This window comes from Spiroplasma melliferum KC3, from assembly GCF_000236085.2.
In the GTDB taxonomy this organism is placed as follows: domain Bacteria; phylum Bacillota_I; class Bacilli_A; order Mycoplasmatales; family Mycoplasmataceae; genus Spiroplasma; species Spiroplasma melliferum.
Genome location: NZ_AGBZ02000001.1, coordinates 140,123 through 165,496 on the forward strand (window position 1 = coordinate 140,123; position 25,374 = coordinate 165,496).

At 25.5% G+C, this 25,374-nt stretch carries 31 protein-coding genes; 18 read left to right on the forward strand and 13 right to left on the reverse strand.

The features are described 5' to 3' along the window. Nucleotides 1–27: 27 nt before the first annotated feature. Both glpO and glpK read left to right on the forward strand, forming a co-directional pair. Nucleotides 28–1,209, forward strand: a complete 1,182-nt coding sequence (gene glpO / locus SPM_RS00670; RefSeq protein ID WP_004027690.1) for a type 2 glycerol-3-phosphate oxidase — start codon at nt 28–30, stop codon at nt 1,207–1,209. 17 nt (nt 1,210–1,226) lie between these two features. Continuing rightward, complete coding sequence (glpK, locus tag SPM_RS00675) at nt 1,227–2,738, forward strand: glycerol kinase GlpK (RefSeq protein WP_004027691.1); 1,512 nt, start codon at nt 1,227–1,229, stop codon at nt 2,736–2,738. Between the two features lie 84 nt (nt 2,739–2,822). On the opposite strand, the gene SPM_RS06485 is transcribed toward glpK, so the two are convergent. From SPM_RS06485 to eno, 5 genes are all read right to left on the reverse strand, one after another. Continuing rightward, the gene (locus tag SPM_RS06485; protein ID WP_004027692.1) at nt 2,823–2,999 is read right to left on the reverse strand and encodes a hypothetical protein; all 177 of its coding nucleotides are present in this window, start codon (nt 2,997–2,999) and stop codon (nt 2,823–2,825) included. Beyond that, nucleotides 2,983–3,273, reverse strand: coding sequence for a hypothetical protein (locus tag SPM_RS00680; RefSeq protein ID WP_004027693.1), 291 nt, complete (start codon nt 3,271–3,273; stop codon nt 2,983–2,985). Before SPM_RS00680 ends, SPM_RS06485 begins: the two co-directional genes overlap by 17 nt. Nucleotides 3,274–3,378: 105 nt before the next feature. After that, a complete protein-coding gene (locus tag SPM_RS00685; protein WP_004027694.1) occupies nt 3,379–4,956 on the reverse strand; it encodes a hypothetical protein in 1,578 nt (525 codons plus the stop codon). Between the two features lie 148 nt (nt 4,957–5,104). Beyond that, nucleotides 5,105–6,169, reverse strand: coding sequence for a hypothetical protein (locus tag SPM_RS00690; protein ID WP_004027695.1), 1,065 nt, complete (start codon nt 6,167–6,169; stop codon nt 5,105–5,107). A 144-nt stretch (nt 6,170–6,313) separates the two neighbouring features. After that, nucleotides 6,314–7,690, reverse strand: a complete 1,377-nt coding sequence (gene eno, locus SPM_RS00695) for a phosphopyruvate hydratase (protein ID WP_004027696.1) — start codon at nt 7,688–7,690, stop codon at nt 6,314–6,316. A gap of 183 nt (nt 7,691–7,873) precedes the next feature. Here eno and trpS point away from each other — a divergent pair, with 183 nt between their 5' ends. After that, nucleotides 7,874–8,896 carry a tryptophan--tRNA ligase gene (gene trpS, locus SPM_RS00700; protein ID WP_004027697.1) on the forward strand — a complete coding sequence of 341 codons (1,023 nt, stop codon included), beginning with the start codon at nt 7,874–7,876 and terminating at the stop codon, nt 8,894–8,896. A gap of 59 nt (nt 8,897–8,955) precedes the next feature. Here trpS and SPM_RS00705 read toward each other — a convergent pair whose 3' ends face one another. The 5 genes from SPM_RS00705 to SPM_RS00725 form a co-directional block, all read right to left on the reverse strand. Next, complete coding sequence (locus tag SPM_RS00705) at nt 8,956–9,831, reverse strand: hypothetical protein (protein WP_004027698.1); 876 nt, start codon at nt 9,829–9,831, stop codon at nt 8,956–8,958. 52 nt (nt 9,832–9,883) lie between these two features. Next, a complete protein-coding gene (locus SPM_RS00710) occupies nt 9,884–10,705 on the reverse strand; it encodes an aldo/keto reductase (RefSeq protein WP_004027699.1) in 822 nt (273 codons plus the stop codon). A 157-nt stretch (nt 10,706–10,862) separates the two neighbouring features. Then, nucleotides 10,863–12,026: a DNA recombination protein RmuC gene (gene rmuC, locus SPM_RS00715; RefSeq protein ID WP_004027700.1), complete on the reverse strand. Its 1,164-nt coding sequence runs from the start codon at nt 12,024–12,026 to the stop codon at nt 10,863–10,865. 108 nt (nt 12,027–12,134) lie between these two features. Continuing rightward, nucleotides 12,135–13,277 carry a Vmc-like lipoprotein signal peptide domain-containing protein gene (locus tag SPM_RS00720; RefSeq protein WP_004027701.1) on the reverse strand — a complete coding sequence of 381 codons (1,143 nt, stop codon included), beginning with the start codon at nt 13,275–13,277 and terminating at the stop codon, nt 12,135–12,137. Between the two features lie 77 nt (nt 13,278–13,354). Continuing rightward, on the reverse strand, nt 13,355–14,077 hold the full coding sequence (locus SPM_RS00725; protein WP_004027702.1) for a hypothetical protein: 723 nt from the start codon (nt 14,075–14,077) through the stop codon (nt 13,355–13,357). Nucleotides 14,078–14,536: 459 nt separating this feature from the next. Here SPM_RS00725 and SPM_RS06360 point away from each other — a divergent pair, with 459 nt between their 5' ends. The 14 genes from SPM_RS06360 to SPM_RS00790 all read left to right on the forward strand — a co-directional run bounded on the left by SPM_RS06360 (nt 14,537) and on the right by SPM_RS00790 (nt 22,428). After that, nucleotides 14,537–14,686, forward strand: coding sequence for a hypothetical protein (locus SPM_RS06360; RefSeq protein WP_004027704.1), 150 nt, complete (start codon nt 14,537–14,539; stop codon nt 14,684–14,686). Beyond that, entirely contained in the window at nt 14,686–14,934 is a 249-nt protein-coding gene (locus tag SPM_RS00730; RefSeq protein ID WP_004027705.1) for a hypothetical protein, read from the forward strand. The genes SPM_RS06360 and SPM_RS00730 overlap by 1 nt, the downstream gene beginning before the upstream one ends. A 592-nt stretch (nt 14,935–15,526) precedes the next feature. Next, nucleotides 15,527–15,958: a hypothetical protein gene (locus tag SPM_RS00740; protein WP_004027707.1), complete on the forward strand. Its 432-nt coding sequence runs from the start codon at nt 15,527–15,529 to the stop codon at nt 15,956–15,958. A 2-nt stretch (nt 15,959–15,960) separates the two neighbouring features. Next, nucleotides 15,961–16,191: a hypothetical protein gene (locus SPM_RS00745; protein ID WP_004027708.1), complete on the forward strand. Its 231-nt coding sequence runs from the start codon at nt 15,961–15,963 to the stop codon at nt 16,189–16,191. 2 nt (nt 16,192–16,193) lie between these two features. After that, a complete protein-coding gene (locus SPM_RS06630) occupies nt 16,194–16,361 on the forward strand; it encodes a hypothetical protein (protein ID WP_004027709.1) in 168 nt (55 codons plus the stop codon). Between the two features lie 3 nt (nt 16,362–16,364). Continuing rightward, the gene (locus SPM_RS00750; RefSeq protein WP_004027710.1) at nt 16,365–17,168 is read left to right on the forward strand and encodes a DNA adenine methylase; all 804 of its coding nucleotides are present in this window, start codon (nt 16,365–16,367) and stop codon (nt 17,166–17,168) included. 144 nt (nt 17,169–17,312) lie between these two features. Then, a complete protein-coding gene (locus SPM_RS00755) occupies nt 17,313–17,498 on the forward strand; it encodes a hypothetical protein (RefSeq protein WP_004027712.1) in 186 nt (61 codons plus the stop codon). Between the two features lie 9 nt (nt 17,499–17,507). Beyond that, on the forward strand, nt 17,508–17,942 hold the full coding sequence (locus tag SPM_RS00760) for a DUF3627 domain-containing protein (protein WP_004027713.1): 435 nt from the start codon (nt 17,508–17,510) through the stop codon (nt 17,940–17,942). A gap of 153 nt (nt 17,943–18,095) precedes the next feature. Continuing rightward, a complete protein-coding gene (locus SPM_RS00765) occupies nt 18,096–18,299 on the forward strand; it encodes a DUF2649 family protein (protein WP_004027715.1) in 204 nt (67 codons plus the stop codon). After that, nucleotides 18,299–19,312 carry a hypothetical protein gene (locus SPM_RS00770; protein ID WP_004027716.1) on the forward strand — a complete coding sequence of 338 codons (1,014 nt, stop codon included), beginning with the start codon at nt 18,299–18,301 and terminating at the stop codon, nt 19,310–19,312. Before SPM_RS00765 ends, SPM_RS00770 begins: the two co-directional genes overlap by 1 nt. Further along, nucleotides 19,305–19,706, forward strand: a complete 402-nt coding sequence (locus tag SPM_RS00775; RefSeq protein WP_004027717.1) for a hypothetical protein — start codon at nt 19,305–19,307, stop codon at nt 19,704–19,706. The genes SPM_RS00770 and SPM_RS00775 overlap by 8 nt, the downstream gene beginning before the upstream one ends. Next, entirely contained in the window at nt 19,706–19,939 is a 234-nt protein-coding gene (locus SPM_RS00780; protein ID WP_004027718.1) for a hypothetical protein, read from the forward strand. The genes SPM_RS00775 and SPM_RS00780 overlap by 1 nt, the downstream gene beginning before the upstream one ends. 15 nt (nt 19,940–19,954) lie before the next feature. Beyond that, nucleotides 19,955–20,224, forward strand: a complete 270-nt coding sequence (locus SPM_RS00785; RefSeq protein WP_004027719.1) for a hypothetical protein — start codon at nt 19,955–19,957, stop codon at nt 20,222–20,224. Further along, nucleotides 20,224–22,428: a spiroplasma phage ORF1-like family protein gene (locus SPM_RS00790; RefSeq protein WP_004027720.1), complete on the forward strand. Its 2,205-nt coding sequence runs from the start codon at nt 20,224–20,226 to the stop codon at nt 22,426–22,428. The genes SPM_RS00785 and SPM_RS00790 overlap by 1 nt, the downstream gene beginning before the upstream one ends. Nucleotides 22,429–22,447: 19 nt before the next feature. Here the strand turns inward: SPM_RS00790 and SPM_RS06590 are convergent, their stop codons facing one another. Beyond that, nucleotides 22,448–22,891 carry a spiroplasma phage ORF1-like family protein gene (locus tag SPM_RS06590; RefSeq protein WP_004027721.1) on the reverse strand — a complete coding sequence of 148 codons (444 nt, stop codon included), beginning with the start codon at nt 22,889–22,891 and terminating at the stop codon, nt 22,448–22,450. 65 nt (nt 22,892–22,956) lie between these two features. On the opposite strand from SPM_RS06590, the gene SPM_RS00800 reads away from it, so the two are divergent. After that, nucleotides 22,957–23,949, forward strand: a complete 993-nt coding sequence (locus SPM_RS00800; protein WP_004027722.1) for an IS30 family transposase — start codon at nt 22,957–22,959, stop codon at nt 23,947–23,949. On the opposite strand, the gene SPM_RS00805 is transcribed toward SPM_RS00800, so the two are convergent. Further along, nucleotides 23,946–24,362: a hypothetical protein gene (locus tag SPM_RS00805; protein WP_004027723.1), complete on the reverse strand. Its 417-nt coding sequence runs from the start codon at nt 24,360–24,362 to the stop codon at nt 23,946–23,948. The two genes, SPM_RS00800 and SPM_RS00805, sit on opposite strands and share 4 nt — an antisense overlap. Continuing rightward, a complete protein-coding gene (locus SPM_RS00810) occupies nt 24,352–24,996 on the reverse strand; it encodes a type II toxin-antitoxin system antitoxin SocA domain-containing protein (RefSeq protein ID WP_004027724.1) in 645 nt (214 codons plus the stop codon). Before SPM_RS00810 ends, SPM_RS00805 begins: the two co-directional genes overlap by 11 nt. Between the last annotated feature and the right edge of the window lie 378 nt (nt 24,997–25,374).

The following is a 25,374-nucleotide window of genomic DNA, read 5'->3' on the forward strand; positions in this document are numbered from 1 at the left end:
TATTCAATGGAAAGGATACCTCTTATTATGGGAAATAAACCAACTTATGATGTTTGTATCATTGGTGGTGGTGTCATTGGAGCTGCGATTAGTCGCGAATTAAGTCGTTATCAATTAAAAACCATTACCATTGAAAAAAATAAAAAGGTAGCAATGGAAACATCAGCTGGAAATTCTGGAGTTATTCACGGTGGATTTGATCCAACTCCGGGAAAATTAACAGCAAAATTAAATATTGAAGGACACAAACTTTATCAAACTATTTTTAAGGAATTAAATATTCCCCACCAACAAGTTAATTCATTAGTAATTGCTTTTACTGCGGAGGAACAAGAACACTTACAAATGCTATATGAACGAGGAATAACGAATCATGTTAATCCAAAAGATTTACGCTTAATCGACCAAGCAGAAGTTAAAACATTAGAACCAAATATTAGTAATCAGGTTCTTAGTGCTTTACTATGTACTTCATCTTGGGTTGTTGATCCAGTTATTTTAACAAAAAGTTTTTTTTCAAATAGTATTAAAAATCATCAAGAATTAGTGTTGGACCATCTTGTTACAAATATTAAATATCATCCAGAACAAAGTCACTTTGAAATTACAAGTTTACATCATAATCAAACAATAACTTATTTTGCAAAATACTTAATTAATGCTGCTGGTCACTATTGTGATATTTTAGCAGCCCAAGCAGGTTATCCTGATTATGAATTAGTAACAAAGCGAGGAGAATACCGTGTTTTGGAAAAAAGTGAAGGAAATTTAGTTAATAATATTATCTTTATGGTTCCAACTATTCACGGAAAAGGTGTCATTGTCGCACCAATGTTAGATGGCCATCTGCTAGTCGGACCAACAGCAGAAGATAATGTTCCAAAAGCAGAAACACGCTTAGTAACAACAGCAATGTATGAAAAAATTGGACAAATTGGAGTTAAAATTATTCCTAACCTTAAAATGGAAAAAACTTGTCAAACCTTTGCTGGATCGCGTCCAATTGAACCACTTTCAAAAGATTTTTATTTAAAACCAGCACATGATAATCCAAAATTTATTAATGTTGCTGGAACAAAATCACCTGGTTTAAGCAGTGCTCCAGCCATTGCTAAATATATTTGTCATTTACTATCTGATGCTGGTTGTCAATTAGTAAAAAACCCGGATTTTGATCCAATTCAATTAGAAATTATTCCAACAATTTAAAAAAGGAGCAAACTATAATGTCAAAATATATTATCAGTCTTGATGAAGGAACCACAAGCTGTCGTACTCTTGTTATTAATCAACAAGGTGAAATCATTTCTAGTGATGCCTTAGAATTTAGCCAAATTTTTCCTAGAGCTGGTTGAGTTGAACATGATGCTGTTGAAATTTGAAACTCGCAACGAACAACTCTTGTTCAATCGTTAAATAAAGCAAAAATAAAACCAAGTGAAATTGCCGGAATTGGTATTACCAATCAACGTGAAACAGTAGTTATGTGAGATAAACGCTCAGGATTACCAATTTATAATGCTATTGTCTGACAAGATCGTAGAACAGCCGCTTATTGTGATGAATTAATTGCGGAAGGAAAAAGTGATCTTATTCAAGCAAAAACTGGTTTAGTAATTAACCCATATTTTTCAGCAACAAAAATCAAATGAATTTTAGACAATGTTGAAGGTGCACGCCAATTAGCAAAAGAAAATAATCTTTTATTTGGGACAATTGATACTTGACTAATTTATCGTCTAACAGGAGGTAAAATTCATATCACTGACTCAACTAATGCTAGTCGGACAATGCTATTCAATATTCATACTAAACAATGAGATGATGAACTATTAACTTTACTAGATATTCCAAAAAATATTTTACCAATGGTAAAATCATCATCAGAAATTTATGGTTATACTTTCCCCGGTTTATTAAGTAAAGAAACTGATATCCAAATTCCAATTGCAAGTGCTATTGGTGACCAACAAGCTGCTTTATTTGGTCAATTATGTTTAGAACCAGGGGAAGTTAAAAACACTTATGGAACGGGATGTTTTATTTTAATGAATACTGGTGAAAAACCAGTTACATCAAAAAATGGTTTATTAACAACCATTGCGCTAGATTATCAAAACAAAATTACTTATGCCTTAGAAGGGTCAGTCTTTGTTGCTGGCGCTGCTATTCAATGACTTCGTGATCAAATTAAAATTGTTTATCATGCTAGTGAAACAGATTGATATACTAATCTTGTTCAAGATGACCAGCAAGTTTATGTGGTTCCTTCCTTTACCGGGTTAGGATCACCTTACTGAGATTCTTATTCACGGGGAGCAATTTTTGGATTAGAACGAGGAACAAAGCGCGAACATTTAGTTAAAGCAACATTAGAATCACTAGCTTACCAATCATATGATGTTATTACTGCAATGGCTGAAGATTTACAACAACCAATTAAACGAATTAAAGTTGATGGTGGCGCTAGTCGGAATGAATATTTAATGCAATTCCAAGCTGATATTTCACAAGTAGAAGTAATTCGACCTCAAAATATTGAAACAACAGCTATGGGAGCTGCTTTTCTAGCCGGATTAGCTGTTGGATTCTGAACATCACCAACAGAAATTAAAAAAATATTAGTAGTTGGAAAAAAATATCATGCTAAATTAAAACAAGAAATTGTTACAAAATTATTAAAAGGGTGAAAAGTTGCTGTTAAGCGTACTTTAAACTGATTAAAAGATATTGAATAAATTAATACATTTATTTATTGTAAGTAAGTTAAAATATTTTTAATCTTAAATTAAACACATATGATATAAAATTTTATAGAACATTTACAAGTCTAAGGTAAATAATTCTTTAAAAATAGGGTTGTTTTTAACTTCATTTATGAATACAACAACTTTATCATAATTAATTTCCAAATTTTTCTTTTCATTATTTAAATTAATATCCATAATTTTAATTTTACTATTAATTTGTTTTTTTAAATTATTATTCTCCAGTTTCATTTTTATTACCCCTTTTCAATAAAAATTGTGTTTGTGATAATCGTGTTAAAACATCAGTAGCCATACCAATTAAATCTATGTTTTTTATATTTTCATATCACTTATAATAAACTAAACTATGTATAACTGACTCAATTTTTTTAGGTAATATTTTTGGCCAAGTCTTTCTATTAAGTTCATATCCATACCTATTTTTAAATAGTGAGTAAATAATCGTAAATTCTTTTTTGAAAAAAAACAAAAATAATGTCTTCTCAAATTTTAGTTTATTCATAGACCATTCCTTTCATTTTTTTGTAAAGCGATTATATCATCTTTTTCCTAACCAAAAGATTAATTATTTACAATTTACATATTTAATTAAATTTTTCCTAAAAACTTAAATAAGTTTAAATTCTATTTTTTTTAATAAAAATCATTTGCCATCACTGTCATAACCACTGTTTTTCTCATTATCCTTGGGGAAAAATCAGAAACTATACCCTAAACCATAATAACCAAATTTCAAAACATTGTTATATATGCTGTCATAATATTTTATTTCCATCATTAAAGATTTTTGATTTTTAATTCAATTAATGCTGTACTTCGAACTATTGGATGATATATAATTGTATCAAGGTGTTGGATTTTGTAATGACCTTTGATAACGATTAAAAATATAATTTTCGAACATTGGACCATAATGGAAATATTTGCTTGATTTACTATAATAATTTGACAGTATTGAATTAAATATATCTTGGTCTATCTTAAAAACAAGTTTACTATTATATTTTTCTAATTGATAATAATGTCAAAAATCCATTGTTACTTTCACAAATTCTTCCAATTGTTGATCAAATTGCGTTTTTAATATCGTGAAATAACTTTTTTCTTTCAAGTTTATGTAAGAGAAATTATTTTTAAATAGTAAATTTTCAATCATAAAATTTTTTGGAATAAACCATCCTATTTCGTTTAAAACATAATAACCATCTTCAATTTGAATATTTTCAAAATCAATCATTTTCTCTTTATAAAATGAAAGAAAATTTTGTCACGTTAATTGCTGTGGGTCATAACCCTCACCGGCCCACGTTAAAACAGAATTATGCTTATAAAAATATGAATATTTGTGCAAGGCAGAAGCATTATCTCTTATCCTTGGTAAAGTGAAACTAATATGATGCTGAAACAAAATATTCCTGTCCTTTAATTCTTTGCTAATTATTGATCAAACAATATCCTTGTTTATACTAGATTGCTCAGATATAATTCGATAGTTTTTGACTTTAAAAATAGTATCAAGAAAATTAACAAAATAATTTTCAACTTTATCCTGAATATTATTTAGAACTTCAGAATCATTTGTTGTAGTTATTGAAACTTGAATGTTATCCTGCGATGATATTCCTTTAAAACGCACTTCATAAGGAATATTAACCTGGACTGTAATTCCTAATACTGCTTGGGGAGTATCTGCTAATAGTTTTGCTATCTTATCAAAATTGATATTATATAAATCAAATGAAATGTCATTTTCTCCTAAGAATAATGGCATTGTATCAACGTAATAATTTGAATATCGATCTCGTAAATGTTGATTCAAATTATTAAACTCTGCTTTAAAACCAACAAGCAACTGATTTAAAAAACCATATTCACTAATTGCTGTGCTCGTTAAAGTTAAGAAGCCATCATTTTTTGCTTTTACCTCTGCGACTAGTTCTTCAAATGATGATATTTGCTCTGGATAATCCTTAATAATATCAATCATTGCCTTTGTTTGCCATCATGGTAATAAAGTTTCCTTTGTTTCCTTTTTTATTTGATTTAAAATTTCAAGATCTTGATTGCGATCTAACTCATCGTTATCATCAAGCTCATGTTTTGCTCGCGCTGTACAACTAACAACACCTAAACTACTACCGAAACCTAAAACAAAAACACTAAAAAGTGTTAATAACCGTTTCATCTAATTGTCACCTTCCTTTTGTGTGATACTCATAATTATACTTAAAAAAAAAGTACCCTAGTACCTTTGAGCAAATCAAGTTGCACTTGCATTTACAATTTACAAATAAAAAGAATTATATAGTCTATAATTCCTAATTAATTTTTAACTAATTTATTTGATATTTATTTATTATTTCATTTGTAAAAAATCTATTTAATATTTTTCAATTATCTGTTTGTTTTTCTTCTTGTGTCGCTAAAATTCAATAAGCAAAAGCTTCGGCAAAAAATTCACAATTATCATTTCCTTTATCACGATAATAAGGAGTTTTAAATAAAACATCAAATGTATTATTTATTAATTCACTCAATAAATTTGGTTCTTCTATTTCACCATTAAATTGGGCATATTGCGATTTTAGAAAAGAATAAGCAAGTTCTTTTTTATTTTCTCAAGATTCATCTTTTTTGTTCTTTTCTTTTGCTAAATATGTAATTAAATAATCACTTGGTCAAATATCATAATACATTTTATCTTCATTTAAAAATAAAGTGCTTCAACTAATACCATTTTTAATTAAATTTCGTTGTTCATTTTTAAACGAAATATAAAATTCAAGTGCATGTCCAAATTCATGGACAATCATATGTATATTATCATTACTTGAAAACATATTCATTGGTTTTATTTGTTCTATAATTTTATCATCAAGATAAATTACATCTTTTAAAAAACACATTGAATTATAATATAAAATATCATTTCCTGTCCAAACAAAATGTTTATAATTAGATCCAGAAGCACCATTAAAATCAAGTGTTCTAATTATACTTTTAATTAAATTAAATATACTTTGTGAAAATAAATTTTCATAAATAAAATAATTATCTGTTTCACCATCAACAACATTTATTCGATCAAATAAACTATTTAAAGTATTTAAGTGATAAATATTAACAAATTTATTAATAAAATTAACAAATTTAGCTTCAAACTTTTCTTTTTTATCCTTATCTAAATTTAATACTGCTGCTTTAAATTCCGAAATCTTTACTTGATTTTTTTCAAAAATTTCAAAAATTTCTTCTATATTTTTAAAACCATTGTTCTGTAAAATATTTTTATCATTATTAATAAGTTCTTGTTTATGATATATACTAGCGGCACTAACAGTTGGTATTGCACTACCTGCAATTGTTACTATTCCAATTAAACTTAAAATTTTTTTCATTTTATAATTTCCTTTCATTCATTTTCATAGTTAATTCTAAAAATAATTGTAGCAAATTTTTATTTTATGTTATTATTAAATTAATAGATTTGTTGCACTTGCATTTACAGTTTACATTTATAATAAAAAAATAACCTTGTAAGGTTATTTTTTTAAATCCGCAACATGTTTTTTTAAATTATAAAATGTTTTAATTCCATCATATTCAGCTACTTTTCCCAGTTCATCTTCAATTGCTAATAAACGATTATATTTTGCAATTCTATCACTTCGTGACATACTTCCTGTTTTAATTTGACCAGTATTTAAAGCGACTGCTAAATCAGCAATTGTTGAATCTTCGGTTTCTCCTGAACGATGTGAAACAACTGCCGTTCAACCTGCTTTTTGTGCTAATTGAATTGTATCAATTGTTTCAGTTACTGTTCCAATTTGGTTTAATTTAATTAAAACAGAATTTGCGGCATTACGAGCAATTCCTTCTGCTGTAATTTTTGGATTTGTAACAAATAAGTCATCACCAACAATTTGAATTTTATGCCCCATTGTTTTTACTTGCAATTCAAAACCAGCTCAATCACCTTCTGCTAAACCATCTTCAATTGAAATAATTGGGTATTTATCAACTAACTTGTCTAAATATTTAATTAATTCTTCTGTTGTCATTGCATATTCTTTACCTGTAACTTTTTCAATTTTCTTAAAGTGATATTTTTTATCATCAAAATATAATTCTGATGAAGCACAATCCATTGCAATCATAACACCATCTTTGCCTGGTTTATATCCTGCTGCTTCAATTGCTTCAACAATTAAATCTAATGCAACTTCGGCTGGTGTTTTTGCTTGAAATGAAGTTAAAGTTTGATCTTTATATGCTCAATTAAAATGCGGAGCAAAACCACCTTCATCACCAACAGCTGTAATATCACCTTTATCGTGTAAGATTTTCTTTAAAGTATGGAAAATTTCTGATGACCATCTTAAAGCTTCTTTAAAAGTTTCAGCCCCAACTGGCATAATCATAAATTCTTGGAAATCAATTGCACTATCAGCATGCTCTCCTCCATTAATAATATTTAACATTGGAACTGGCAGTTTTTTCCCATTAACACCACCCAAATATTTATATAATGGCATTTCTAATTCAGAAGCTGCTGCTTTGGCAACAGCCATTGACACTCCTAACATTGCATTAGCACCTAAATTCTTTTTAAAATCAGTTCCATCTAACGCAATCATGGCATGATCAATTTCAACTTGGTTTGTTACTTCCATTCCAACAAGTTGTTCTGCAATTTTTGTATTAACATTCCCAACTGCTTTTAAAACACCTTTCCCTTGGTAACGTCCTTTATCACCATCTCTTAATTCTAATGCTTCACGACTTCCAGTTGAAGCTCCTGATGGTACCATTGCTGAACCATATCCGCCAAATTCTGTTCAAACTTCAACTTGAACAGTTGGATTTCCTCGTGAATCAATTACTTCACGAGCATTAATTTTCTCAATTCTCGACATAATTTTGTACTCTCCTTCTAAGTATATAATGTTATTATATTATTTGTTCAAAAAATAGTAAACAAAATCGGTTGAAAATCCATGAAAAAATACTACTTTTATTGTTTTTCTTTTGGAAAAACTAAAATATTTGCTATGATATTACTAAATACATTATCAAATTTGAACAAGAAAGGAAAACATATGGAACAAAAAAAACCAACAATTGTTTCAGGCATTACTGCCACAGGGCAATTAACATTAGGGAATTATATTGGAGCGATAAAAAATTTTATTGAATTACAAGAAGATAATAATTTAATTATTTTTGTGGCAAACTTACATGCAATTACAATTCCAATTAGTAAAGAAGAATTACGAAATAACATTAAAAATATGATTGCATTATATTATGCATGTGGTTTAGACCCACAAAAAGCAATTATTTTTGTTCAATCAGATGTCTTAGAAGTTACCTTATTGGCACATATTTTATTGTGTAACACAACTGTCGGGGAATTATCACGAATGACACAATTTAAAGACAAATCAAGCAAAATGAAAGCAGAAAATGGAACCGAATTTATTCCAACTGGATTATTAACTTATCCGACTTTAATGGCCGCAGATATTTTATTATATGATGCTGATTTAGTTCCAGTTGGAAAGGACCAAAAACAACACATTGAATTAACACGAAATATTGCCGAACGAATGAATAATCGTTATCAACAAAATTTATTTAAAATTCCAACCGACTTCATTCCACCAATTGGTGGCAAAATTATGGATTTACAAAATCCAACCAAAAAAATGAGTAAGTCTTCAAACGACCCCAAGTCCTTTATCAGTTTATTAGATTCACCTGAATTAATTCGAAAAAAAATCCGTAGTGCAGTAACTGATTCAGAAGGAAAAATTGCTTATAATCCTGACCAAAAACCAGGGGTGAGTAATCTTTTAACAATCTATGCTGTTTTAAAAAAAATAACAATTGAAGCAGCTGTTAAGGAATTTGTTCAACAAGATTATGGGCAATTAAAAGAACAAGTTGCCAATGCAATTATTGAAACTTTAGAACCAATTCAAAAAAAATACCACAAATTAATGCAGGACCAAACAATTGATGAATTAATTAATTTGGGAGCAACAAAAGCACGAGTAATTGCTAATAAAAAAATAACAAAAGTTAAAAATGTTGTTGGATTAAATTATCAAAAGAAGTAGCATTTAAATAAAAATAGACACATAAAGTATAAAACTTATGTGTCTATTTTTTGTCATATTTAATTCTGAATTTGATATTTTAATTCATTTAATTCTCAAATATAATTCCCATTTTGGTCAGTGACTTTAAAATTAAATTTTCCACTTTGATTAACTTTACTAGTATCTAACTGATCAAAATGAAAAGCAATTTTATTTTTTAAATAAGAATATAACTTATCAATATTTTCAATTGTTTTAATATTACTAATTTTAAAATTATTTGAATCACTATAAACATTTGTTAACCATAATTTAATAATTTCTTCTGTTGTCATATTTTGTTTAAAAGTAAAAGTTGGATGATTCTGAATATAATTAATTAAGTATTCTTGCAAGTCTTTGTTAAGTTCATAACTTCAAAAAACATTTGAATTTAAATTAATTGTTAAATAATAAATTGTTGTTAAAAAATGGTTACCATCTAAAGTATATTCTTCCATTGTTGTTTGCCCCGTAGTATAAGTATACTCGGTTGTATCATGAATTAACGAAAACAAAATAAAATCACGATATAACTGGTCAGGTGTTGGTAAATATGTTGGCATAGCTGCAATATATGTTTTAAATAAAACATTAGCCGTTGGTAACTCAAATGCTGGAACATTTGAAGGATTATTAAAATTATAATTAATAATTGGTCATAAAGTATGAGCTTCTCTTTCTTTTGTAAAAGTTGTAAAAATTGTATCATCATCTTGATGTTTTACCAAATACTCGCCTTCGTCATTAATGGGTTGCAACATAAAATTTGCTAAAAACTTACTAACTGCTGGTTGCAATGTTGAATCTTGTGATGGAATATAATATTGTTTTGGATAAGTACAACTAATAGTTAAGAGACTTGGAGTTATAAACATTATTATAGTTCCAAGAAGACTAAGTATTTTTTTCATCGAATCATTCCTTTTGATAAACTTTCTTTTAAATTATAACAAAAAATAGCAATTAAAAATTAAAATTATTTGGATCAGCTCCTAGTCTTACCTGTGGTAAAGCAAATAATGCTGTCATATCTTCATCATCTAACATAAAATCATCTAGCTCAGTATTAGCAATAATACGTTCCTTATGTGTTGATTTTGGAATAACAACAATATTTTGTTGAATTGCTCATTTTAAACAGATTTGGGCAGGATTTTTCTGGTGTTTTTCTGCAATTTTAAGAACAGTTGAATTTGTCATACATTGTCCTTGCATTAAAGTTGCTCATGATTCAATAATAATGTTGTTTTCTTGACAAAACTTAACAACATCGGTGTTATTTAAACCAGGATGAAGTTCAACTTGATTAACCATTGGTTTTATTTCACTAATTGCCATTAACTCTTGTAAATGAGAAACTTCAAAGTTGCTAACCCCAATTGCTCGAATTTTTTTTGCTCCATAAGCTGTTTCTAACGCACGGAAACATTCATTTCGATCGGCAGTTGGTCAATGAACTAAACATAAATCTAAATAATCAGTATCTAACCGTTTTAGTATGTTATCGATTTCTTGTAATGCCGCATCATACTTATGATTAGCATTTCAAATTTTACTTGTTAAAAAGATTTCTTTTCGTGGAACACCACTATCTTTGATTGCCTTGCTAATTAATTCTTCATTTCCATAGATTTGAGCGGTATCAATATGACGATAACCATTTTGTAATGCTGTAATAATAGCTTGATAAACTTCATGCTCATCAGTCATTTTATACGTTCCTAAACCAATTAATGGGATTTCAACACCATTGAAAAGTTTTAATTTTGTTGTCAGTGCTTTCATTTTTATACTTCCTTTCCTTTTGTTGGCCTTTGTATAATTATAACTTTAATTAAAATCAATAACAAGAAAAACAAACCTAAAGTGCTTTCAATGGTTAATTCAAAATTTATTAAAAATATCTTATTTCTAAGATATTTTTCTTTCATAGTTATTTGTTTTAATCTACTGGTTGTTCTAATTGTTGTTCATTTAAAATTTTTTGATATTGAATATGAATCTTATTATGTGTGGTATTTAATTGTTCAATACTAGTATTAAATTTTACAAAATTTTTCGTAAACTCTTGTCAACGTTCAACCCAACGCTCAAATTCGCCTTTTATTTTTAATAAATTAGTTTTAATAGCCTCAATATTTTGGTTAAAAGCAACTTCCCGCATATGTTTTTCTAAAACAAATAAAATTGCTGATAATGTTGTTGGTGAAGTAACTCATACACGTTTTTTAAATGCAAAAGTAATAATATCGTCTGGAAATTGGCCATAAATAAATGCAAATAAATCTTCGGAAGGAACAAACATAATTGCACTTGAAATTTCATTTTCAAGATTAATATATTTAGCAACTTCATTAATTCGGTCTTTTAAATCTTGTTTAAAAAGATTTAAATATTTATTTTTAATTGTTGTATCACTTACTTCTAAGTATTTGTTATAGTTTGATAATGGAAATTTTGCATCAATAGCAATATTTTCTTTTGCTCCCCCAGTTTTAACTAATGCATCAACAACAGTTCCTGTTGGCAATTTATATTGGCGCTCTCATCCTTGATGTCCTTCTCCATACATATCACTTAAAACTTTTTCTAATAAATATTCACCTAAATTACCACGTTTCTTATTATTTAAGAAGATATCATTTAAAGTCTTAACTTTTGTTTCAACTTCTTTTAATGTTGTCGTTGATTCTTTTAAAACTTTTAAATTTGATAAAACATCAGTAAAAGACTTTGAAATAATTTCACCTTGATGGCTTAAATTATTTTTTAAATCCGTATCTTGCTTTGACAAGTTATTTTTAAAATTATTTAATCCTTCGTTTAAAATCGCTAAGTTTCGATTAAATTCAGTATCATTTTTAACTGAATTTGTTTGAAATTCACTAATTAAAGTTAATAATTCCCTTTTTTGTTCAGAAAGTTGATTTTGCAATCCTAATCCTTGTTTCTCTAATAATTCTTTTGATGCTTGAATGTCTTTCTGTAATAATGCTGAATCATTATTTACAAGTGGTTTTTTATGTGTTTTTACTAAATAAATTATTAGAAAACTAACTAAAATAACTAAGATAATTCCTAGTAAAACATATGAAATTGTTGTCATTGTATTCCCCCTAAATATTTTAATGTTCTATTTTATTCCGCAATAATTTTAATTATAGCCTGTTCAAACAAAAAAATAAACTCATTAATCTTATGAGTTTATTTTCTTTTATTCAAATGTAACATCTAATTTATAAGCTGGGATTTTTGTCATTATAGAAGCTAACATATCAGAAGCAGCTAGAATTTTTGACCCTGGTTTAGCTTCAACAATTGCTCCTTTGCCATCTTCATTAAAAGTTACTCAAAGTTCATTATATCAAATTTCATTATACTGATCAGCAAATTCTTTTCCTAACAACTTGGCAACAAGATCATAACGAAGTTTGTTTTCAGTTTCTTTTGTATAAGTTTCATTTAATTTAACCGGGATTAGATTTTTCGTTGGTTTAATATTATCTTGCGTTAAAAACTTCCGTGGTGTTGTTGTATTAACTTTAAAGTTGGCAGTTAGTGTTGAACGATTAATAACATGCTCAACCTTAGTTGTAATTTTTAAAGTACCTTCCCCATTTTCTTGATTAATTGATAAGTCAATGCCACCGTCTAATGCTCCCATCATCGCTTTTAACATTGCATCTTTATATAAACTTGCAAACCGATTACGATCTCCAACAAACTCCATAATGGCTGCTGTCATATTCATAGTTGTACCTTCAGGATTTTTCTTATAATCTGCTCAGACTGCAGCATCAATATAAATATCACCAATATTTTCCAATGGAAATGCCTGCGAAAATGTAATTGGTTCATTAATAATTTCAACTGGTGAACCAGTAAAATTACCACCTGGTTTTGGTGCAATTACTCATTGACTAATTTCTTGATCAAAGTTTACTTCAACATCTGAAAAAGTAAAATTTGTTCCATTTAAACTATTAATAACAGTTAATACTTCATCTACGGTTAATTTTTTCCCAGAACCATTATCATATGGCAATGAAGTAACAGTAATCATTTTATTAATATCATTTGTTGTTCATTTTAAATCAACTTTTTTTGTTAAAAATGGGCGATTTGGAGCATCTGGCATAAAACGAATAGTTGCTGTTTTCATCCCTGGTGCTAAATCAACATCTAAGTTATCAACATCATAACCTGCTTTTTTTAAATTTGCCTTAATACTACCAACAGTTGGTACTCCTGTCGTATCAATTTCACCCCCAGTTTGAGGACTACGACATGCAACTGCCGTACCAATAATTGGGGTTGATACTGATATTGATGCTAAAATCATCATTAATTTTTTCATTATTTTCTTCTCCTTTATTTTTTTCAATAATTTTTATTACATAGTTAATATTAATTAATTTTAAAAAGATCACTTTATTAAAATTTTAACAATAATAAATTTTTTGCTTGTGGTGGTGTCGTTTCCTTTTTGAAAAGTATTAACCGATATGTTTTAATAATATTTGCAATAATAAATGAAATAATAATTAGTTTTTTTAATAAAAAAATAACTAAAATATTAATTCGATACCGCATAAAAAGATACGGTTCTAAAATATTTAAAAATAACGTTAAATTAAGAAACGGATTAAAATAAATTAAATCATTAATCTTATACCAATAAATTAAATAAATCCGCAATGTAACTAAAGCAACAAAAAAGGTAATAATAAATAATCCATAAAAGAAATAAAACGAAATTAAAATTGCTTGATAAAGTTGAAAATAAAATTGTGTAAAACGACTAAGTAACCCTGTTATCGCAATATTTCAATAAATAGTATATGATAATCAAAAAATATTTGCTAATCATAATAAAATTACAATAACATTAACTTTTCAAATACTATCTCATTGCAAGATGATCCGTTTATAATGCTTAAAATCACTTAAAATTTGGATTAAAACAGCTAAGAAAAATAAAAAAGCTCCCGTTATTAAAACAATATAAGTTAAATTTAATGAGATACTAACAAATGCCCAATTTGTATAATGTGAAACAAAATAAGGTAAAAATAACGAGATTCCGAAATATAAAATAAACAAAATAAAATATATATTAAAAAATACTTGAAAATACTTTTTGAAATCTGTTCTCATTTTAATCACCCACATATATTTGCTTTTTATTTTGATTATATCCCTCGCTATATTTAATTAAAAACCCTATTGTGAACCAATAATTAAAGCAATTATAATTATCATCTTAATTATTAATAACATGTTCTGAATAATTATACCGTGAAAAGTTTTAAAATTAAAATTAAAATTTTATTTTTTAATGTAAACTGTAATATGAAGTGCAACAAATCAACTCAGAAAGGAGTTGATTTTTTAATGGAAAGAAAACATTATTTTATTTTGCGGTCCTTAGTAACTAAGTATGGAAAAGATAATGTTATTAATACTGTTAATAAGATAGTAACTAATAATGTAAAAGAAGATGAATAAATTATCCGCGTAATTTATTAGCGGTAATTTATTCAATATTGTTTATTTTGAGCGTAGCGAACACGCGAAGCGTGTCGCGCGAGCTAAATTTCTAGGAGGAATTAAGTTATGCCAGTATGGTTAACATGAATATTTAGTATTGTTATTATTTTAGGAATTCTTGCTTGAATTGGTTTATCAATTTATCAAAAAATTCGTCAAATTCAAGGAAAGAAAAAAGATAAAAAACAAATTAAAAATAAGGAGGATAAAGAATAATGTTAGGTATGTATTTAACAACAGCTATTAATTTTCTAGCTGCAGATACTCCTACTATTTCAGGTGGAATGGATTCTATTTGAACTGGATTGGGTAATGCGATGATGAAAGTTAAAGACGCTGTTTATGCTGTGTTACCACAATTAATGACCTTTTTAGGTGATGCGTGAATTATTTTGATTCCGTTTGGAATTTGAGTAATTATTAAAATATTAAACTTTTTCCGTGTTATGGTTAAAGGATTTTAATATTTATTATAATCGATCATATATCTTAGCTATGGCACACTAGCTTTTATGTGAATTGAATAAATAATTTTGTTGTTTATTTTTGCACTATACACTGTCTACAAATTTATTTTTAAATAAATTTAATTATTTTGGTTATTATTGATAATGTTAACAAGATGAAAAATCCTGTTGTGGAAATAAATATGACTATATCGCCAATAGTAGTTACATTTATATTGTTTATTGTTCATAATATTGAGTCTATTATGAAAAATATTTTTTTAGTAGGATTTAATAGAAATAAGAATATTTCTATTAAAGGTCATAATAATAACAGTTTTGAACCAAAAATTTTTATAATATTTTTTATAAATACACCTATTTTCTTTTAAAAACTTGTAGGCAGTATATAGTGTAAAAATATCAACTTAATTATAAACATATAATTTTATATTTTAATAGCTATTAGTTAAAACTAAGTAGTATTTTTCAGTGTGCCAATTTGTATTTTTGTTTTTTATTACATTGTTTATTAACATTGTTTATTTAACAATACTAAGTTACATTAATACAACATTGGTTATTACAGTAAATGTTAAGGAGTATTTATATGAAAAAAATTATAGATAGTATCGAACAAGTAATTTCATTTTGTGGTCAAGATTTTGCAAAGTGGCCTAATAATATGGCACCTGATGTTTTAAAAGCAACTTATGAAATGTTAAAAGAATATCAAGAACGATTAAATCATCATGAAGTGGATGAAATATTTTCTGAAAGTGATCGTGAACAAATTTTAGAAAAAGTAAAAAGTTTTTATGAAAATAAACTTGATGAAAAAGATAATCATATAACTTTTTTAGAAAATACTATATCAAGTGAAATTGTATTAAGAGATGAATTAATTGAAAAATTAAAACAAAATCAATTAAAGAAAAGTGATTTTGTATATATTCAAGGGAAATCATTAATTATTGGAACAGAAGGTGCTTATGTTATAAAATCTGAATTCAAAGAAAAAATAGAAAGTTTAGAGGATTAAACATGGATAAAATAAATGATATTGAAAAATGTATGACACCAGGTGGAAATGTAAAAGAAATTGAAATTAATTCCAAATGTTTACATCATACACGAATTATTACAAAGGATTATCAAAAGAAACAAATTTTAGATCGATGTGCTAATTGCAATCATCGTAATGGAATATGAACACCTAGTTCAGTAGGATGAGAATCACTTTGTCAATTAATGATGTGGCAACCGGAGGAATAATTATGCAAGATTTATTAGATGTAATTAAAATGAAGATTAAGACAATGCAAGCTACTTTAGTTCAGTTGAATGAATATGAAATTCATCATGAATCAATAAATATTATTCGAAAAGAAATGAGTTTTTATCAGCATGTTGCAGAACAGTTAGAAAGTAATATTACGCAATAGTTTATGCAATTTTTAAGCCCTTTATCATGAGTGGGCGGAAAAACTAAAGCCGATAAATTTATATCTTCTTTTTTTCCCAATAAAATAAAAAGATATGTAGAATTATTTGCTGGTTCAGCTGCGATTGGTTTACGTTTAATGTTTAATGACAAAGTAGATGAAGTAATATTAAATGATATTAATTCTGATTTAATGACTTTTTGAAATGATGTAAAAACGAATAATATTGTTAATAAATATCCTAAATTTAATTCTGTTGAAGAAGCTAAAAATATTTATAATTTACTACCTAAATTTGGTAAAAAAGGTTGAGAAACTTTGTTTCAAAATCGTTTAGGTTGAAGTGGTCGTGAAAATACTACTTTTTCAATTACACGTTATGAATTAAAATATTATGATTGTTTAGAACGTGTTAAATTATGTGAATATTTACTAAATAAATATAATGCAATTTTAGAAAATAAAAATTATTTTGAAATTATTAAAATTTATGATGATAAGAATACTGTTTTTTATTTAGATCCGCCTTATTATATTGCAAATATTTCTGCCATGTATAAACATTATAAATTTGATTATGAAGAATTATTATATTGTTTGAAAAATATAAAAGGAAAATTTATTTTAAGTTTAAATAATTGTGAATATATTAAAAATTTGTTTAGTAATTTTTTTCAAATTGAATGAGAAAAAATTTATGATATGAAACATAAAAATAAATTAATTGAATTAGGCCAAGAATTATTAATTATGAATTTTAAACCAAATATTTCTGAACAACTTAAACTTTTTAAGGAGTGTGATTAATTATGTTAGGAATTTGAATATTTTTTATTAAACGTAAATGTCAAATTTGTCATTCTATTTTGAATAAAAAATTTGTTGGTAGTTTGTATTTTAAGTTAAATGTTTGTTCTATGCAGTGTAACCGAAAGCGAGTTGATTTGAATAATGTATCAGAAACCAAGTTATAAAAGTGGTCCTAATCCGCCATTGTGTAAATATAATACTATAAAAGTTATTGATATAGAATGATTTATTGGTTATAACGGTTTTCAATCTTTTCGTAGAATAATTGAAAGTAAATGGTTTGCTGGTATTGATACTAGTAAAAATGAGTTATATATGTGAAAGTAAGGTGTTTTTATGAGTTTTTATAAGAAGAATATTAACGTAAAAAATTATTTTATTCGAAGAGAATTTATAGTTTTTCAGACTGATAAAGCTTCATTTATAAATTTGCCTAATCACAATAAACATATTGGTTTTTGATTGAATAATAAATTTATTTATTTTAGTGAAAAACATTCTGATCAAGTAGCTATTGGTTTAATTTATGATAATTCTTATCCTATTGTGAAATATAATAAAAATTTAAAACGTCATGTATGAAAATATTTAACCGGAACAGAATTAATCAATTTGTATAATCAATATAAACAAAATTATTTTATACAAATGAAAAAAGCATTATTCCCTGGTGAACCTCAAAAAGTAAAAACAAATAACAATAATAATTTAACAAATTGAAGCACTGAAAAAGAACAAGAATTAATTAATGATTTGAAAGATTTAAATTAAATGAGTTTATATGATTATTGAGTTCAATTTGTTAGTTATATTTTTGGTTCAAATGCTCCCGAAGTTTTATATGTTATATCGTTTGTATTATTTATAGTCTTATTTTTTGGTATGTTTTTTAAAATCATTCAAAAAATGTGAAGCTTTTAAATTATGGCAAAAGATTGAGAAAAATTAAAAGAGTTTTTTATTCATGTATTTTTATTTATTGATAAATCTAACGTTGAAAGTATTACAACTTGGAATTTAACTCAAAATGAATATTTAACTCTTATGATTGGCATTTGAATTGTTATTTTATTTTTAACTTGGTTTTTATTGTGGATGGTTTTCAAAATAGTTAGTTGTTTTAAATAATGAAAAAGTTTATATTTTTTCTAAAAAATTATTGTTATATTAGCGGTTCAATGCTTTTGTTTAGTTTAGTTGATTTATTATTTTGAATTATTTCGTTAAATTATACCGGCTTAGTTTTTTGATTATTATTTGCTTTGCAATGTGTTTATTTTCTTTGGTGATTATGAAAAAATATTTTTTATCAGTTAAATGCTTTTCGTTTAGTAAATTTTGTTTGAGATAACCCTTTGTCAGTTATTATTGGTAAATTAGGAACAGGGAAAACATTACTTTTAACTTATTTGTCAGAAACAATAAAATTATTAACAGATAAGATTTATAGTAATTATCCATTAGAAGATGATAAAGTTAAAGTTTTAACATTTAAAAATTTAGACTTTACTGATCGAACAAAACCAGTTCCTCCAGATGACAGTTTAATTTTGTTTGATGAAAGTTTTTTATATATTGACGGAACTAGTCCGCATGACGAAAAAGTAACTCATCGTGGTAAAATTCCTTGAATAGTCTTGGCAAGACATTTTGGGCATCGTGCTTTGTTTACGGCTCAGCGTGAAGGAATGCTTTGAAACAATATTCGTCAATTAGCTAGTGGAATTATTATTCCTATTTCATTAAAAAAACCAATTGTTAAAAAAGGATTTAATTTTTTTAATAGATTCTTTATTATGCGAATTGGTATTTTTCAAGATATTACTGATTATGAAATTTGAAAAACCGAGTCTGTCAAACGTACAGCCGAAGGTAAACGTGCAAAACATAGATCTGATGTTGGATTAGGAATTCGGTTTTTTAAAATAATTATCCCATTAGAAATCGCCCAAAAGTATGAAAGTAAATGATTATCATTTGTTCGTGAACTAAAAAATGATGATGTGCCTGTTACTAAAGAGTACTATTGAACACAACTTAAAGATTTAACAATAAAAGAACGTTTAGAATTATTATACATTGATATTTTAAAGAAAAATTTAAAACCTAAAAAAGAAAAAGGAAGTGGTAAAGATGATTAATTTATTTGCTGAGAATAATAGTAATTGAGACAAAATTTTTAGTTTTATTTTTGATGTATTTTTGTTTATTTTTGATGTGATTTGAAATACTAAATTGCCAATGACAAATACAACGATTGCATATTTTATAATCTTTTTTATGGTTATTAAATTATCAATTTATGCTATTCATGGTACATCAACACAATATAATGAATTAGGTTCAACTGTTCAAAATAGTACATCAAAATTATATTCTGCAACAGCTCGTGGAGTTTCAGATACCAAACAAGGTATACAAAAACATGTTAAAGAACGTAAACAATTTAAAATTAATCGTAATAAACAACAATTATCAAGTTTAGCTAAACAAGCAAAAACGAGAGAACAAGCATATAGAAGGATACATAAATAATGATTAGATTAGTTTTATTAGTTGCAGCAATCGCTATTTTTGGTACAGGTTTTATAACAGTTATTATAAATCAATTAACATCAGCAAAAAATATTATTATGGATTTATACAATTCAGATACCTGGTTACTTTCGCTGTTTGGCAAAATGGCAATTTTATTTTCTCACCCGTTAATGCTTACGATTTCAAGTTTATATATTCTTGCCTTTATTTGTTTCAAAAACATTGTATAGTTAGGAGTTGTATTTATGAAAAATAAAATTTTAAAATTTTTAAAAGACAAATGATGAAAAATATTATTATATTTTTTAATATTTAGTTTGGGAATGTTTGTACCTTTTCTTTATATTGATATTAAAGAATTTCAATTGTTTTTAAATAAATTTGGTTTAGTTTCTTCAATTATGTGTATTGGATATATAATTTTTTGAATTTTAACAGCTGCGGGAATTATTGACTTAATATTATGAATTAAGAAAAAAATTAATAAAAATATAACTAAAGTAGGTAAAGAATAATGCGTAAGTCATTTTCTTTATTTGCAGTTGGTATTTTAGGCATTTTAAGTTTAGTAATTCCTTTTATTACTTTAACCGCGTTTAAACCTTTAAATCAACAAAGCTATAATGTGAAGCAACAAGCGACAGGTATTAATGAAACAGATTTTATTAATACAATGTTTTTACGAAGTAGTTTTTTTGAGAACTGGTCGGAAACAAATTATTTTATTAACCCAACATTAAAAACATCGCAGTTATTAACTTACAATGATAAATGATATTTAGATTTTTTAAAAGATAGTTATTCTACCGGAATTTCATTTGATAAGCCTAGTGATGAGTTCATGGATTTATATAAAAATTGAGATACTTATGCTAAACAATATAACATTGATAAGTTTTATGATGTTGATAAAAAGCAATTTTTAAAAGAATTAACTAATTTTTCTTATTCTTTTGCAAAATATTTTAATACTGTGGAAGTTATTAATAAATTAGAAAAAAGTGTTGATAATTTACAATTAGTTAATTTAAAGTTTCAAAATTGAAAATTAGTTGATGTTAATTCTAAAGAAAAGTTAAAAAATGAATTATCAAATCTTAGTGATAAATGATATACAGTAATTTGAAAACCAAAAAATACTTATTTTATTGCAAAATTTAATTCAAAATGAGATGTTTTAACCCCAGGTGGTAATATATCTTTTCAAAATTATTATATTAATTTTGAATATATTAAATCTCTTTATCGTTTTGATAATAATACTAATGAACCTGAATTACCTGAAATTGATAATAGCGGTAATCCTATTTTTTGAACTAATAATGAATATCAAAATACTCGTTCTTTTTTATTAAAATATATTAATGCTATTGTTCAAGAAAATATTCGAATACAACAAGGGGGTAACCCAGACTATAATGATCCAAATTTGGGAAGTCAAAGAATAATTTTTGATTTTGAAATTATTAATAATTTAGATAGGTCTAATATTAGTACTATTTTAACTAAAAAATCAATTTACAGAATGATTTTAACGATTGATGAAAATAAAAATATTATTGCTGGTAGTTTAGAACTCACACATCTTAAGCAATATTGAAATGGTAGTGATTATAATAATTATAGGTATACTGATGATTTAGGTTTTTTGTTTTCTTTTATAAAAGAAAAAGAAAATATATTTAATTTTAATGCTGAAACTTATAATTATTACCAGGGTAATACTCCTAATACTGGTAAAGAGGTTTTTGAACAGATGAAAGGTCAAATTGATATTAATAGATTTTTAAAAGCATTTTTTGCACACGCTTTGGTGCCTGTATTTCAAAATCGTAGTAATTTTATTGAAAGTGGTTATATTGATAATTTACAATATAATACTGTTTTAATTAACTTTTTTGGTTTAAAATTAATTAATTTTAAAGATGTTTTAATTGATGAAAATAATACTAATAAAAGTCAATTTGACAAATTACTAAATAGTATGTTTACGGTTTCTCAAAATTTTTATAAAGATTATTTACGAACAATTTTTGATTTAGAAAATAATACTTATGTGCAGGGATATAATAAAAAATATGGTTTATTAGCTAATAATGGTTTTAAAATTTATCCACGTTACTTTTATTTTTCTGATAATTATAAACAGTTAGATATTAAATTGTATTCAGCATTTAAAAATCGTTTTTATAATACAAATTATGGTAATGTATTTAACTATGATTTTTCAGTTGCAAATGATTATAATATTAATCAAAATGAAGGCTATGTTTTTGAAGGTGCATTAAAAGATAAATATGGTTTAAAATATAAAAAAATTGAAGAACAAAAAATCGGTTATAATGTATTTGAATTACAAGCCCAAAAAGAAAATGATATGTATCGATATTATGATTTTAATTTTGGTATTTATAATTGACAAGAAATAAATAATGGTGGATTATTCCCCGATGGTCAATGGTGACAAGCACAATATGAAAGTTGTAGTTGATATAATTTAGCATGTCATATTCGTAATGCAGCAATTTGAATTGTTAATAATATTCCTGGTGTGAAACAAGTTAATGAATTAGCAAGTGGAGTTGGAAAAATTTTTCAAACAATATATAGTTTTTTTAGTCAAACATTTGAGGTATGAAAATTTAGTCCAGCATTATATAACACAATAACAAATATATTCCTATTAATTATATTTATGAAATTTGTTCGATTAATATAAAAAGGACTTGTTAGTCCTTTTATGCTTTTCAATCAATAATTTTACCTGTTTTATTATCAATTTCAGGTAATTCAGGTTCATTAGTATTATTATCAAAACGATAAAGAGATTTAATATATTCAAAATTAATATAATAATTTTGAAAAGATATATTACCACCTGGGGTTAAAACATCTCATTTTGAATTAAATTTTGCAATAAAATAAGTATTTTTTGGTTTTCAAATTACTGTATATCATTTATCACTAAGATTTGATAATTCATTTTTTAACTTTTCTTTAGAATTAACATCAACTAATTTTCATTTACTATTTTCTGGTGGTTGTTGTGGAATTCAAGGTTCATCAGGTTTATTATTCCCTACATTTTTATTATTTGGGTTTTCACAGCTAATTAAACTTGCTGCACTTGTTGTTGTTAATCCAATTACTCCTAAAATACTTAGTAATTTTTTAATTTTCAACTTATTCCTTCCTTTATTAAAATATGTAATAATTATAACAAAAAAATTTAGAAAGGTATTTAATAATGAATTATAAGCATTTCAGTGTTGATGAACGTGTTATATTAAGTCAGTTATTAGTATCAAAATTGTTTCAAAAGAAAAATGGTAAACCAAATTTAGCTAAAATAGCAAAAGTAATGAATAAACATCGAAGTACTATTTCACGGGAAATTAGTCGGTTTTGTAGTGTGAAATATTATAATGCTATTGAAGAACATAAAAAGTATCTTAAAAAACGTAAAAAGTGCATTAAACATATTATATTTTCATTTAACGCTTTGAATTTTTTAAATGAAAAATATAATTATAAACATTGATCGCCTCAACAGATTTGTTATGAGTATAAAAAAATATATAAAATTAAATTTCCTATTTGCTTTAAAACGTTATATAAATATATTTATAATGGTATTTTTAGTTTGTGTAAAACGAAATTATATTTTAAAGGTAAAAAATATAAAACTAAAAATAACATAGATAAGCGTGGTCAATTAAATAATTTTAAAACATTTTTAGAATCTAAGCATGATAAGAATGAATTTGGTTGATTTGAAATGGACACGATTGTTGGTAAAGATTTTAAATCAGCTTGTTTGGTATTAACTGAACAATTAACTAAATTTTCAATTTGTAAAAAACTTAGATCAAAAACAGCAGGTGAAGTTTTAAAAACAGTTAAAAATATATTTAAAACAGATATTTTAAAAAAGTTAGTTAAAGGGATTATTACGGATAATGGCAAAGAATTTAGTGAATGAAAAGAAATAGAAAAAATAATTAAATCAAACGTGTATTTTTGTGATCCAGGAACACCAACTCAAAAACCATTGGTAGAACGAATTAACCGGGATTTAAGGCATTGATTTCCTAAAGGTGTTGATTTAGATGCTTATTCTCAGCAATATTACGATGAAATAGTTAATATAATTAATGAACGTCCAAGACAGTGTTTAAATTGGAATTCAGCTAAAAGTTTGTTTGTAAATATTATTCAAAAAAACTTAGAATATATTTAAATTAAAATTTTTTTAATTTCTTTATTTAAATATTCATAATAAATAGGTTGCATATGAGGAGAAGTTAAACATTTAATTAATATTTGTTTTCTATAAACTGTATTTATTTTTGAACAAATTATTATTTTATATTGTGAAATTCTATCTTTTTTTAATTTAATAATTTCATTTTCTTTTCTATCTAATCTAGCATAACATTTTTTATTTAATTCAGTTTCTGGTTTTGATGGGATTTCAATGTAATTTTTTTCATCTTTGTTAGGAATTTGTGTAGTTAATCTTATAAGGTGGTAATAATAACCATCAAAAAATAAAGGTATATATAAAGATTTTTTAGGTTCATTTGTAATATAATCAACAGATGTGTCATAATTATCAATAAAAACAGAAACTAAATTACCATTATAATCCATTTTTTTGTTTTCCTGATATTTTATATATTTTTTGTATATGATCATATTCTTCATCTGTTTTTGAAATTCCTATTTCATAACTAAAATCAAAAAATTCATTTTTTTTATTTTCTGAAACAGCTTTATTTCAAGCTAGTTCTCATGATTTCATTTTTTTATGCGAATCGTTACTTAATTCTTTAGTTGTTTTAAAACTTAATATTCATTCTGTTGCTTTATATAATAATTTTTTTTCTTTGTCAGAAAAATATTTTCAGTTAAAATAATCTTTAAAATAAGTAGGCGATGTACTTTTAAAACTAAATAGTGTTTTTAATGGATCATTTTCATTTTCTTTGTTTAATTTTTTATATGTAAAATAAGAAAAAGTTCCATTATTTTCGTCAATATATTTCATAAAACTATAAGGAACTGGTCCATTTTCTCATGCTGTAAAATCTAATAAAAAAAAGTGATTTGAAAATTCTTTAGCTGCTGTTCATTCTAAAAATGAAAGAAATTTGAAAATATGCATTTTATAAATTTGTTTATTTTTTTCAAATGCAGCATTTAATAAAAATAAAATTGCCATTTCAATTTTATTAGCTTCTATTGGTGAAATTTCTAAATATTTAGAAAATTTTGTTGAATTCATATATTTATCACCTCACTAATTTGTTTAATTATATCATATTTAATAACAAAAAAATCTTGTGGATTTAGAAGTTTTTTATTATTTAAGATTTTGGTTTTATTTGTAATTTTATTTTTTTAGTTATTATTTTATGTTATTATTTAATTAATAGATTTGTTGCACTTGCATTTACAATTTACATTTTTAAATTATATATTTTATTATTTTTTCTTGTTTTCTTGCAATCTCCAAAATGTGTGTGGTATACTACACAATCCATAAATTTTTTATTCCTTTCTAATTAAAATTCATTTTAATTATATATTTTTATATAAAATATGCTATCATTTAATTAATAGATTTGTTGCACTTGCATTTACAATTTACATAACATATAAT